General features: G+C 29.9%; 11 protein-coding genes and 1 riboswitch. Of the genes, 8 read left to right on the top strand and 3 right to left on the bottom strand.

Going from position 1 to position 13,193, the window contains the following annotated elements; genetic code table 11:
- Positions 1-22 precede the first annotated feature (22 nt).
- The 6 genes from citF (at position 23) to I6E31_01530 (ending at position 6,767) form a co-directional block, all read left to right on the top strand.
- The gene (citF, locus tag I6E31_01555) at positions 23-1,564 is read left to right on the top strand and encodes a citrate lyase subunit alpha (GenBank protein ID MCF2638651.1); all 1,542 of its coding nucleotides are present in this window, start codon (positions 23-25) and stop codon (positions 1,562-1,564) included.
- A 68-nt stretch (positions 1,565-1,632) separates the two neighbouring features.
- Positions 1,633-1,723, top strand: a riboswitch (SAM riboswitch).
- Positions 1,724-1,827: 104 nt separating this feature from the next.
- Positions 1,828-2,982 (top strand): methionine adenosyltransferase, encoded by a 1,155-nt coding sequence (locus tag I6E31_01550; GenBank protein ID MCF2638650.1) that lies wholly within the window; start codon positions 1,828-1,830, stop codon positions 2,980-2,982.
- Positions 2,983-3,038: 56 nt separating this feature from the next.
- The gene (locus I6E31_01545) at positions 3,039-3,791 is read left to right on the top strand and encodes a 5'-methylthioadenosine/adenosylhomocysteine nucleosidase (GenBank protein MCF2638649.1); all 753 of its coding nucleotides are present in this window, start codon (positions 3,039-3,041) and stop codon (positions 3,789-3,791) included.
- Between the two features lie 157 nt (positions 3,792-3,948).
- Positions 3,949-5,103 carry a hypothetical protein gene (locus I6E31_01540; protein ID MCF2638648.1) on the top strand — a complete coding sequence of 385 codons (1,155 nt, stop codon included), beginning with the start codon at positions 3,949-3,951 and terminating at the stop codon, positions 5,101-5,103.
- A gap of 70 nt (positions 5,104-5,173) precedes the next feature.
- Complete coding sequence (locus tag I6E31_01535; protein MCF2638647.1) at positions 5,174-5,392, top strand: hypothetical protein; 219 nt, start codon at positions 5,174-5,176, stop codon at positions 5,390-5,392.
- Positions 5,393-5,588: 196 nt separating this feature from the next.
- Positions 5,589-6,767 carry an NAD-dependent malic enzyme gene (locus tag I6E31_01530; protein ID MCF2638646.1) on the top strand — a complete coding sequence of 393 codons (1,179 nt, stop codon included), beginning with the start codon at positions 5,589-5,591 and terminating at the stop codon, positions 6,765-6,767.
- 426 nt (positions 6,768-7,193) lie between these two features.
- Here the strand turns inward: I6E31_01530 and I6E31_01525 are convergent, their stop codons facing one another.
- From I6E31_01525 to I6E31_01515, 3 genes are read right to left on the bottom strand one after another with little or no spacing between them, the layout of a single operon-like run.
- Positions 7,194-7,934, bottom strand: a complete 741-nt coding sequence (locus tag I6E31_01525) for a YaaA family protein (protein ID MCF2638645.1) — start codon at positions 7,932-7,934, stop codon at positions 7,194-7,196.
- The gene (locus I6E31_01520; protein MCF2638644.1) at positions 7,934-8,263 is read right to left on the bottom strand and encodes a DUF1904 domain-containing protein; all 330 of its coding nucleotides are present in this window, start codon (positions 8,261-8,263) and stop codon (positions 7,934-7,936) included. The genes I6E31_01525 and I6E31_01520 overlap by 1 nt, the downstream gene beginning before the upstream one ends.
- 20 nt (positions 8,264-8,283) lie before the next feature.
- A complete protein-coding gene (locus tag I6E31_01515) occupies positions 8,284-11,040 on the bottom strand; it encodes an insulinase family protein (protein ID MCF2638643.1) in 2,757 nt (918 codons plus the stop codon).
- A 144-nt stretch (positions 11,041-11,184) separates the two neighbouring features.
- Here I6E31_01515 and I6E31_01510 point away from each other — a divergent pair, with 144 nt between their 5' ends.
- Positions 11,185-11,829, top strand: coding sequence for an alpha/beta hydrolase (locus tag I6E31_01510; protein ID MCF2638642.1), 645 nt, complete (start codon positions 11,185-11,187; stop codon positions 11,827-11,829).
- 10 nt (positions 11,830-11,839) lie between these two features.
- A complete protein-coding gene (locus I6E31_01505) occupies positions 11,840-13,066 on the top strand; it encodes an aminopeptidase (protein ID MCF2638641.1) in 1,227 nt (408 codons plus the stop codon).
- Positions 13,067-13,193: the final 127 nt, after the last annotated feature.

Genomic DNA, 13,193 nt, shown 5'->3' with positions numbered 1-13,193 from the left:
TAATATGTGAGGTGTTTTATAGATGAAAAATATTTTAGGAAGAGAAGTTCCTGATTTTATAGAAGGATATGGAAAAGTAAATCATTATAATGGATATTTAGCAAATACAACAGGAGTAGTAAAGAAAAACTATAACTTTAAAACTGTTACTCCAGAAGATAGCAAACTTCATACAGATTTAGCAGAACTTATGGATAAGTTACCATTGAGAGATGGAATGGTAATATCTTTCCACCACCATTTAAGAAATGGAGACTATGTTTTAAATCTTGTAATGGAAGAGATAGCTAAAAGAGGATATAAAGATATAACAATAGCTGCAAGTTCAATTTTCCCATGTCACAAACCATTAGTAGAGATGATAGAAAAAGGAATTGTAACTCAAATATATGCAGGATATATGTCAGGACCAGTTGCTCAAGCAATTTCTGAAGGAAAAATGCAAAAACCAGCAGTAATGCACACTCATGGTGGAAGAGCAAGAATAATGGAAACTGGAGAAGTTGAAGTTGACATCGCTTTCGTTGCTGCTCCAACTTCTGACGAATATGGAAACATCAATGGAGTAGATGGAAAATCTGCTTGTGGAGCTTTAGGATATGCTCATTCAGATGTAGAAAATGCAAAATTAGTAGTAGCTATTACTGACAATCTAGTTCCTTACCCTAATACAACAATTGAAATTAACCAAACTTTAATTGACTATGTATTAGTAGTAGATGCAATTGGAGATCCTAAAGGAATTGTATCAGGAACTACTCAAATAACTAAAAACCCTATTGGATTAAAAGTTGCTGATCTGACAGCTAAATTTATAGAACAATCAGGATATTTAAAAGATGGAATGAGTTTCCAAACAGGAGCAGGGGGAATATCTCTAGCAGTTGCTGCTCAAGTAAAAAATCTTATGAAATCTAAAAATATTGTAGGAAGCTTTGCAGCTGGAGGAATTACAGGATATATCGTTGATATGTACAAAGAGGGATTGTTTAAAGCTCTATTTGACGTTCAATGTTTTGACTTAAATGCAATTAAATCAGCTAAAGAAAATCCTAACCATATAAAAATGTCAGCATCAATGTATGCAAATGCTAACAATAAAGGTTCTGTAGTAAATAAATTAGATATAGTTATTCTAGGAGCTACAGAAATGGATACTAACTTTAACGTAAACGTAACAACAGGATCTGATGGAGTAATTATGGGAGGATCTGGAGGACATAGTGATACAGCAGCTGGATCAAAACTATGTATCATAGTATCTCAATTAGTAAATGCAAGAATCTCTGTAGTTAAAGATAGAATCACAACAGTTACAACTCCAGGGGAAACAGTTGACGTTTTAGTTACAGAAAGAGGAATTGCAATTAACCCTCTAAGAAAAGATTTAATTGAAAAATTCAAAAACTCTAAACTACCAATTAAAACTATTGAAGAATTAAAAGAAATTGCTGAAGCTATGACTGGAAAAGAGGAAGCTATCGAGTTTGAAGATAGAGTAGTAGCAGTAGTTCAATATAGAGATGGATCAGTAGTTGACGTAGTAAGAAAAATAAAAAAATAAAATAAAAAATATTATTGACAAAATAAGTATAAAATTATATAATTCAAATGTAGAAGAGTGTACTTAGATTACCATCAAGAGAGATTGAGGGACTGGCCCGTTGAAATCTCAGCAACCTGCTTATTAAAAAGTGTGGTGCTAACTCCTGATAGATGGAATGGATTATAGAATAAGTGTTTTAATCCCTTCATCTGTCTTGAGATGAAGGGATTTTTTATTTTTATAGTTATTATTATTTTGATTGATTATTATAGGAGGAAAAAATGAAAAAATTAACTTATTTCACATCAGAATTTGTATCTCCTGGACACCCAGATAAAGTATCAGACCAAATTTCAGATGCTGTATTAGATGCTTGTTTAGCAGATGACCCTAATTCAAGAGTAGCATGTGAAGTATTTTGTACTACAGGACAAGTTGTTGTAGGAGGAGAAATTACAACTACAACATATATTGATATCCAAGATATCGTTAGAAGAAAAATAGATGAAATTGGATATAGAGAAGGAATGGGATTTGACTCTAACTGTGGAGTTTTAAATGCAATTCACTCACAATCTCCAGATATAGCTATGGGAGTAGATATTGGAGGAGCAGGAGACCAAGGAATAATGTTTGGAGGAGCAGTTAAAGAAACTCCAGAATTAATGCCATTAGCAATAGTTTTAGCAAGAGAAATCTTAGTAAGACTTACTAAAATGACTAGATCAAAAGAATTAGCATGGGCAAGACCAGATTCAAAATCACAAGTAACTTTAGCTTATGATGAAAATGGAAAAGTAGATCACGTTGATACAGTAGTAGTATCAGTTCAACACAATCCAGATGTAACACAAGAACAAATAAGAGAAGAAGTTATAGAAAAAGTAATTAAACCAGTACTAGAAAGCTATAACTTAGATCCAGCTCAAGTTAAAAAATTCCATATCAATCCAACTGGAAGATTTGTAATTGGAGGACCTCACGGAGATACTGGAGTTACAGGAAGAAAAATTATAGTTGACACTTATGGTGGATACTTTAGACATGGTGGAGGAGCTTTCTCTGGAAAAGACCCTTCTAAAGTTGACAGATCAGCAGCTTATGCAGCAAGATGGGTAGCTAAAAACGTTGTTGCAGCAGATTTAGCTGACAAATGTGAAATCCAATTATCTTATGCAATTGGAGTAGTTGAACCTACTTCAATAAAAGTAGATACATTTGGAACAGGAAAAGTAGATGAATATGAATTAGCAGAAGCTATTAAAAAAGTATTTGATTTAACTCCTAGAGGAATCGAAAAAGAACTTGAATTGAGAAGTGGAAAATTCAAATATCAAGATCTAGCTGCTTTTGGACATATTGGAAGAACAGATTTAGATATTCCTTGGGAAAAATGCAATAAAGTAGAAGAACTAAAAAAAGCTTTAAATAGATAGTATATTGTTTAGACTAGAGAAAAGCTCTCTAGTCTAAATTTTTATGGGAGGAAGATATGAAAAAAATTGTTGTATTTTTATTAAGTTTATTGATGGGGACTTTAGCTTTTGGAGAGAGAATAGCTTTAATAGGAGCTATGGATTCAGAAATTGAACTTCTAAAAAAAGATATAAAAAATATTAAATCAGAAAAAATTGGAGAGATTGAGTATTTTCAAGGAAAGTTAGAAGGAAAGGATATAGTTTTATTAAAAACTGGAGTAGGAAAGGTAAATGCAGCTATAGGAGCCAACACAGTTATTAGAGAGTATAAGGTAGATAAGATAATATTTACAGGAGTTGCAGGTGCAATAGATAACTCTTTAAATATAGCTGATATAGTTGTATCTGAAGATTTAGTTCAACATGATGTGGATCTTACTGCTTTTGGTAGACCAGTAGGATTAATCCCAGGACAAGAAACAGTAGAGTTTAAAGCAGATGAAAAGTTAAAAAAAGTAGCTTATGATTCAGCAGTGAAAGTTTTAGGAAAAGATAAGGTAAAAATTGGAAGAATAGCAACTGGAGATCAATTTATAGCTTCTAAAGATAAAGTAAATTGGATAGGAAAAACTTTTAATGCCTCAGCAGTAGAGATGGAAGGGGCAGTAGTTGCTCAAGTAGCTAAAACATATAGTGTACCTTTTGTAGTTTTAAGAGCTATGTCTGATAAAGCTGATGGAAGTGCAACAATGGTTTATGAAGAGTTTGAAGTTTTAGCAGCAGATAACTCAGCTAAGATAGTTAAAGAGATGTTAAAAAGCATGTAATTAGAGAAACTAATTAGAGTGTCAGCTTTTATATAAGTTGAAATTCTAATTAGTTTTTTATTTTGTCCATTTCTTTTAAAATAGTTTAAAAATATTGACACTCCTTATATTGGATGCTATACTTTTAAAGTATGACTTTAAAAAGGAGTGTTTTTTTATGAATAAATTAAAAAAGAAAGCTATCAGTTTAGAAGCCTTTGTATGTTTGGGATTATTAGGAGGTGTTTGTACTGCTATAGCTAAAATAATGGGTCCAGTAAATATGATCAATACAATTATGGGAACAGCACATGATCTATTGATAAATACAGTATTTTTTATAATGGGAGTAGCAGTATTAGCTGGAGCATTATCATCTATCCTTTCAGAATTTGGGGTTATTGCGTTGATAAATAAGATACTATATTTTGTTATCTATCCTCTATATAGATTGCCAGGGGCATCAGCTTTGGCAGTTGTAACTACATATATTTCAGATAATCCAGCAGTTTTAGGGTTAGCAGCTAATAAAGAGTTTAAAAAATATTTTAAAAACTATCAATTTACAGCTTTAACAAATCTTGGAACATCTTTTGGTATGGGATTTATTGTATCAGCATTTATGATAGCTCAAGGAGGATTATTAAAGGTAAATCTTTTTAAACCTGTTTTAATTGGAAACTTAGGGGCAGTTATTGGAAGTATAGTAAGTGTAAATCTGATGATCCATTACAGTAAAAAATATTTTAAAGAGCTAGGAGAATTAGAAGAGGAAACAAAGGTAGAAAAATTTGTTTTTGATACTAGAGAGATAAGAAGTGGATCTGTATTTGGAAGATTTTTAGAGGCTATGTTAGAGGGAGGAAAAATTGGAGTTGATATGGGAATTGCAATAATTCCTGGAGTTATAATTATCTGTACAACAGTTTTAATCTTAACTAATGGAATGCCAGAAGGCGGATATACAGGGGCTGCCTATGAAGGAATTGGAGTTTTACCAATAATAGGAGCAAAATTAAACTTTATTTTAAAACCTCTATTTGGATTTAGTAGTCCAGAGGCAATAGCTTTTCCTATTACAGCTTTAGGAGCAGTTGGAGCAGCTATTGGACTTGTACCTCAATTTATAAAGGAAGGGGTAATAGGAGCAAGGGAAATAGCAGTATTTACAAGTATGGGAATGTGTTGGAGTGGATATTTAAGTACCCATGTTGCTATGATGGATAGTTTAAATTATAGAGAACTTACTGGAAAAGCTATCTTTAGTCACACAATAGGTGGACTTATAGCAGGAATGTCAGCTAATTTTTTATTTAGTTTATTTTTAGGTTAATAAAGGAAGTAAGAGGTATCCTTTGAATAATCATTATAAGAAAGAGATTAATTTCAAAGGAGGAACAATTATGAAAATTAAAGAAAGTTTAATTACAAGAATCGACCTTGAAAAACTAGCTGATATTTTAAAAGAGGGAAAAGAGGAATTTAAGGAAAAAGAGAAAAAAGTTGAGATCACATTCAATGGTTATGATGCTGAAATTGTAAAATCAATCTCTTATGTAGTAAATGATAGATTCATTGATGAAAATAAGGAAAAACTAATAAAACTAGGTGTATTAAAATAAAATTTTAGAAAAGGAGAGAAATCTCCTTTTCTTTTATTTGAAAATAATTTTTCATTTTAGAAAATTAAGTTGATCTACGTTCTATTTTTGGTAAAGTTTTACGTAAATAAAACATAAAAATAAAAAATATCTTTACATTATCAAATAAAAGGTCTATAATAGGATTATAAAGTAAATAGAAAATGGAGGTAACATTATGCCAACAGTATATGAAAGAGCTTTAGAATTACATGAAAAAAATAAAGGAAAATTGTCAATAGTATCAAAGGTTGCAGTAAAAAATAAAGATGATTTAAGTTTAGCTTACTCTCCAGGGGTAGCAGAACCTTGTAGAAAAATTGCTGCAAATAAAGAGGATGTTTATAAATATACTTCTAAAGGAAATTTAGTAGCAGTAATAACAGATGGAACAGCAGTATTAGGACTTGGAGATATAGGACCAGAAGCAGCACTACCAGTAATGGAAGGAAAATGTGTTCTATTTAAAGAGTTTGCAGGAGTAGATGCAATTCCAATTTGTTTAGATACTAAAGATCCTGAAGAAATTATAAGAACAGCAAAATTATTAGCTCCAGGGCTTGGAGGAATAAACTTAGAGGATATTTCTGCCCCTAGATGTATAGAGATAGAAACAAGATTAAAAGAGGAATTAGATATTCCAGTATTCCATGATGATCAACATGGAACTGCTATAGTAGTTGCAGCAGGATTAATAAATGCTTTTAAATTCTTAGGTAAAAAATTCTCTGAAGCAAAAGTTGTTGTAAACGGAGCAGGAGCAGCAGGAAGTTCAATAGCAAAACTTATTCATAAATTAGGAGTAACAAATCTACTTGTATTAGATAGACCAGGAATTCTTAGAAGAAGTGAGAAAGATTCTTATGACTTCTCTAAGAGAGAGTTAGCAGAACTTACTAACCCAGATGATATTAAAGGGGATCTATCAGTAGCAATTAAAGACGCAGATGTATTTGTAGGGGTATCAGTTGGAAATATTTTAACTACTGAAATGGTAAAAACTATGAATAAAGATGCAATAATATTTGCAATGGCTAACCCAGTTCCAGAGATTATGCCAGAAGATGCTTTAGCAGGTGGAGCAAGAATAGTAGGAACAGGAAGATCAGACTATCCTAACCAAATCAACAATGTTCTTGTATTCCCAGGATTATTTAAAGGTGCATTAGAGGCTAAATCTAAGAAGATAACTGAAGAGATGAAACTTGCAGCAGCAAATGGATTAGCTTCACTTATTAAAGAGGAAGAGTTAAATGAAAATTATATAATTCCAGATGCTTTTGATCCTAGAGTTGCAGATGCAGTAGCAGCAGCAGTTAAAAAAGTGGCAAAAGAGCAAGGAATTTGTAGAGAATAAAGATAGAGGACAAGGTTTCTTGTCCTCTTATTATTTAGTTATAATTTCCAAAAGTAGTAGTCGTTTGTACTCCTCTACTTTTGGAAATTACATCAACTTGATGTTGGGGATAATCTACTTTTTTAATTAGAGTTATTCCTAATATCAGCTAAATGTAATTTGGAGAAGAATATTAGAGAGAGTTACGAAATCTGACGCTAAAAATTCCGACGTGTTTGAAGACGAAGTCGAGTTTCGGAATTTTAGTCAGATGAGTTTTACTCTCTCTTTATTCTTTGACATGGAATTTAGCTGATATTTAAAAGAAATAAAGATAACTAAAATTGACTAATAATCGCTAAATACAAAGGTACTTTGTCAAAATCTAGCGATGTGCTAGATAACTGAGCTTAGTTAGATAAATTATAGTTTATTTTATATAATTAATTATCTTGAGAAAATAATAGTATTTTCATTAGATAACTCACTATTAAAAGAGTAATTCTCTTCATTGAATTTTTTAATCTCTTCTATATTAGTAATTTGATTTTTAATCAGATAGTTTAACATCATTCCTCTTCCCTGTTTCGAAAAACTACTAACAGATGAATATTTTCCATTTTTTAACTCTTTAAAATCAACAGTTATCATCTTAAAATTAAAAGTCTTTTTATTAATCATTTTTGAATATTCATTAGAGGCTAAGTTTAAAAGTATTTTCTCATTATCTTGTGATAAAAGATCATTAATGTAACTAGTGACTTTCTCACTCCAAAAGGAGTAAAGAGAGTTTTCTGAAATTTTCATAGTCATATCTAATCTATATTTTTTAATGTTGTCAAAGGGATTAAGAGCTCCATACATAGCTGATAATATAATAAGTGAATCGTTAAGATATTCCAATTCTTTAGAAGTGTAACTTTCTATTTCTAACTTTTTAAAAGCTACACCATTATAGAGATTTATAACTTTTATCTCTGAAAGTGAGTCATAATTTATTATATTATTATAAGTTTCTTCTAAAAGTTTACCCTTTATCTTCATAATCTTTTCAATTTGAGTTTTATTTAAAGTTTTTAAGATATTTAGAATTTCATTACTTTCATTTTTAAATTTAGGTGAGAAAGAAAATGGAGAGTTTAACTCTCCAACTTTCATCTCTTTGCTAGGAGAGAATATTATTTTCATTAGAAAAACTCTCCATTATCACAGTAATCTTCTCCACGTAGAGGGAAGAAAATTACACAACAATCTTTATTCCCATTTATCTTTTTAATCATTCTAGTAAGAAATTCCCCAACCATAGCTTTAACTTCAGGTGTTCTTTCAAACCAAAATAGTTCAACAAAAGTATATCCATCAACAATTTTTCCATCAAAAATATACTCAGTGTCAATGTGCTCAATAGTAAACCAGTTTCTATCACACTTGATAATATTTGTTAAACCATCAATTATCTCCTTGCTATTTTCAATAAGTGCTTTTTTATCCATACCTCTTACTTTTAAATGTGGCATAGTATCCTCCTTTAAATATATTATAAACTTTCCTTTTCAGGAATTAAAGTAACATTGATATAGTTATTTAAATTTATAGCTTTTTTATTGTAATTTATTAGATTTTCTTTAGTTAAAATATCTTTATACTCTTTAGGAGTGGGAACTTTATAATCTTTTCCAACTGTAGCTTTTTGATAAAGATAGTTTACCCAGAAACTATTTTCTTTAAGCTCAGTATCATATGATAACTCATAATTTTTTATAACACTATCAATTTTCTTTTGGTCAATATCTTGTAAAAGTGAATCTATAGATTTAATAACTGCTTTTGTAATCTCGTCTACTCTATTAGTATCACAACTAAAGCTGATACTTAAAAAATCTTCTCCAAAGTTATTAGGAGAAAGGGAAGTTTTAGAGTAGATAGAGTAAACTCCACCAATTTTCTCTCTAATATCTTCAATAAGGGCGATATTTAAAACTCTAGAAAATCCACTGTATAAAACTCTCTCTTTGTATCCATAGTTTGAATTATATGGGAAGATAAGAGAAACAGTAGCCTTTTTATCTACCCCTTTGATAACTTTTTCATTTACAATACTCTTAGGAATATTCAAATTTAAAGATTTAGGAGTTATGATTTTTTCTTCTGATGGAAGAGAGGCAAAATATTTTTTTAATATATTTGGTAACTCTTTATTATCAAAAGCCCCTACAATAATTAAGTTGTATTCATTAAAATTATCAAATTTTTCTTTGTATAATTCTAATGATTTATCTATTTTAATATTTTTCAGATCTTCTAAAGTAAAAGGTTTTCTTCTTTCATTATTTCCACTATAAATAGTAGCAACTTTATCTCCAAAAACTGCTTTAGGAGAGTTTTCTCTATTTTTAATACTTTCCTTTGCATTTAAAATAGCTGTGTTGAAAACTTCACTATCTATTTTAGGCTCTCTAATTGCATAGTTTAAATACTCTAAAGCAGGAATAAGATTTTCTCTATCACTCATAATAGTAAATCCTTGCTCGTAATCATTTATATATGATGAGATATTAAAGTTTTTACCTTTCATAAATGTCTCTATTTCATTTGGTTTTAATGTACTTGCTCCAGAATCTAAAACTAAATTAGTAGCAAATAGAGAGTTTAAATACTCGTTGTAATCATTAATTGAACTTCCCTCTCTTTTAAAAAGTTTAATATATATTCTATCTTTTTCAAAATCACTATTTTTAACCTTTACTTTAATTCCATTTGAAAGAATACATTCATCATTGCCTACTTTTTTTAGATCTCCAGCTTTTAAATTTAATGGTGGAAGAGTTGGAATATTATTTGAAAAAGTTAAAAGATTTTTACTGTTTTTTCTATCGTTTTCAATAATCTCTTTTAAGATTTTCTCAGATATAATAGTGTCTTTTTCAGGTGCTGATAGAAAATATACTCCCTCTTTACTATAAATATCTTTTATTTTCTTATTTAAAATTTTAACATCTATATTTTTTAGTACTTTTTGGAATATTTCAAATTCAGTATCAACATCAACAAAACTTTCTCCATCTATTACGTGATTTACAATAGCATCTATATAGGTATCATGTTGGATACTATCTTTATTGGCAACAATAGTTTTGTAATAATTAAACATATTTTTCTTTTCAAGTTCTAACTCATTTTCAGAGATTCCATTTATAGATGATGATTTTAAAATATTGTTTATAAGGGCGACTCCCTCTTGAATTTTATCCTCTCTAAGAGCAACAGCAGTATTAAAAATATCAGTATATTTATTGATATTGTAACTATAAACAGCTCCCTCAATAATAGGGCAGTTACTTTCTTTAGTTAGATTTATAATTCTTGTATTTAAAATATTAAATAGAAGTTGATTTTCTATTGAATCTTGAAAATTTTCAGTAGTATTAATTATCTTTCTATCTAAAAATTTAGTGATAGTTAAAGTTGTATATCTAATTTCAGGATCTTTAAAAACTATATATGAATTTTTAAGATCTTTAAGTTTGTAATCTTTCCCTTGAGTAAATTGAGTTTTTTCTTGGAAGTTAAAGTATTTTTTTATTAGATCTTCAGCTTTTTTAGGTTCAATATCTCCTACAATAGCAACAGCCATATTTTTAGGAGTGTACCATTTTTCATAAAATCCTCTAATAATATCAGAAGTAGCTCCATTTATAGTTTCAGGAAGTCCAATAGGAAATCTATCAAAGTATCTTGAACCAGAAAAGATAGCTTTCTTTTGAGTATCTCCCAATCTTTGAGCTAGTCCTTGACGCAATCTCCACTCCTCTATGATAACCTTTTTTTCACTTTCAACTTGTTCAGGATCAAGAGTTGCCTCAGTAGCCCACTCTCTTAAAACTTCAACACCCTCTTCAAAAGACTTCATATTATCAGTAGGGACATTTAACTTGTAAACAGTTCTATCAAAGGATGTATAAGCATTTAAATCTCCACCAAAACTAAGACCAATAGATTCTAAATATTTTATCATCTCATTTTTTTCATACTTAGTAGTTCCGTTAAATGCCATGTGCTCCATAAAATGAGCTATTCCCTGCTCTTGCTCCTCTTCAAAAAGAGAACCTGCCTTTACAATAAGATTTAATTCTGCTCTATTTTCAGGTTTCTTATTTCTATAAATATAATAGGTAATCCCATTAGGAAGTTTTCCTGTAAGTAAATTTTTACTATTTTCTATCTTCTCCCCTAAAGCTATAAGAGAGATAAAAAGTAATAGGAAAATAGATAAAATCAATCTTTTTTTCTGCATAATTTCCTCCTCTGTTTTTGATTTCTAAAGATATAATACCATAAAAAATAAAAAATTATCTATTATTTTTCATTTTTTAATAAAGTTCTTCTAAAAAAATGATATAATGAAAATGAATAAAATATTGAAAAGGAAAGTGAGAAGATGAACTATAGAATAGTGTTGATTCATGGGTTTCATAGAAGCTATAAAGATATGGAATCTTTAGAACAAAATTTAAAATCATTAGGGTATAAAGTGGAAAATCTAAATTTTCCTCTTACTTTTCCAGATATAAAATTTTCAAAGGAGATGCTAAAAAAATTCCTGCTTGATCTGAAATATGGTGGAATGATTGAAAAAGAGGAGATTGTTTTAATTGGATATGGATTAGGGGGAAAATTAATAGAGGAAACTTTAAAAGATGAGGAAGTTGATGGAATAGTAGATAAAATAATACTTATTGCTGCTCCTCTAAGGGATTCAGTAGTTCATAGAAGATTGAAAAGAGTTTTTCCACTACTTGATACAATATTTAAACCTTTAAGAGTTTTAGGGAAAGGAAAGAAATTTGAAGTTAAAAATCCTAAAATAGAGATAGGAGTAATAATTGGAACAGAAACAGAGGGGATTTTTAGTAGATGGTTGGGAGAGTTCAATGATGGACTTTTAAATTCTAAAGAGTGTATGTTAGATAGTGCAAAGGATACATTGTTAATTCCTCTTGTACATGAGGAAATTCATAAGAAGATGGGAACAGCAAAATATATCAATAACTTTATTTCCAAAGGAAGATTTAGAATAGATTAAGGAGAAGAGAATGAGAAAAGAGATTGCTAACTATATAGAACTGATTATTAGAATAGGAATAAATATACAAAAGGGACAAATTTTAGTTGTAAGTGCACCAGTGGAAACTTTTGAATTTACTAGAAAATTTGTAGAAATAGCATATAAATTTGGAGCTAAAGAGGTAGTTATAAATTGGGTAGATGAAGTTTGTGGAAAATATAGGTATATTTATGGAGCTGAAGAGATTTTTGATATCTATCCTAAATATCAAGCTGATATGATGAAAGATTATGCAGAGAAAGGAGCAGCTTTTTTAAGTATCTATGCTACTGATCCAGAGATTTTAAAAGATGTAAATCAAGAGAGAGTTGCAAGAGCTCAAAAAGCTAGAAGTATCGCTTTGAAAGGATACTATGAAAAGGCTATGAATAATGAAATTCAATGGTGTGTAGTATCAATTCCTACTGATGCTTGGAGCAAAAAAATATATCCTGAACTTCAAGGAGAAGAGGCAAAGAAAAAATTATGGAATCAAATACTTTCAATAGTGAGAGCAGATAGTGAAAATCCTGTTGAAGAGTGGAATAAACATCTGACAAATTTAAAAGATACTATGAACTATCTAAATAGTATGAAATTTAGAAAATTAAGATATAGAAACTCTTTAGGAACAGATTTAGAGATAGGATTACCAAAGGGACATATTTGGACAGCTGGTGGAGAAACTTCAAAAGATGGAGTATATTTTGTAGCAAATATGCCAACAGAGGAAGTATTTACTCTACCTAAGAAAGATGAAGTTAATGGTATTGTATATAGTAGTAAACCATTTTGTTATGGTGGAAATCTAATTGAAAATTTCTATTTAAAATTTAAAGATGGAAAGGTTGTTGAAGTAGGAGCAGAGAAGGGAGAAGAAACTCTGATTAAACTTTTAGATTCTGATGATGGAGCTAGATATTTAGGTGAGGTTGCACTTGTACCTTATGATTCACCAATTTCTAACTCAAATACAGTTTTCTATAATACACTTTTTGATGAAAATGCCTCTTGCCACTTAGCTTTAGGACAAGCATATCCTGTTTGTTTAGAGGGTGGAAGTGAGATGAATGAGAAGGAATTAAAGAAACACGGTGTTAATATCTCTATGGTCCATGAAGATTTTATGGTTGGAACAAGTGATTTAGAGATTGTAGGGGTAGCAGAAGATGGTGAAGAGATTCTGATAATGAAAGATGGGAATTTTTGTAAATAATCTTTACTGATAGGTTGGAAAGTGATAAAATATAATTCCTTGGCAGGGGAATGCAAAAGAGAGTGACGACATAAAAATTATGTTGGTCACTCTTTTTTGTTTTTTGGGGCTGAAAAAACAAAGATTC

The sequence above is a fragment of the Fusobacterium varium genome (assembly GCA_021531615.1).
Classification (GTDB): Bacteria; Fusobacteriota; Fusobacteriia; order Fusobacteriales; family Fusobacteriaceae; genus Fusobacterium_A; species Fusobacterium_A varium_C.
The sequence above is the reverse complement of the archived record's forward strand: the minus strand, read 5'-3'. Positions and strand labels throughout refer to the sequence as shown.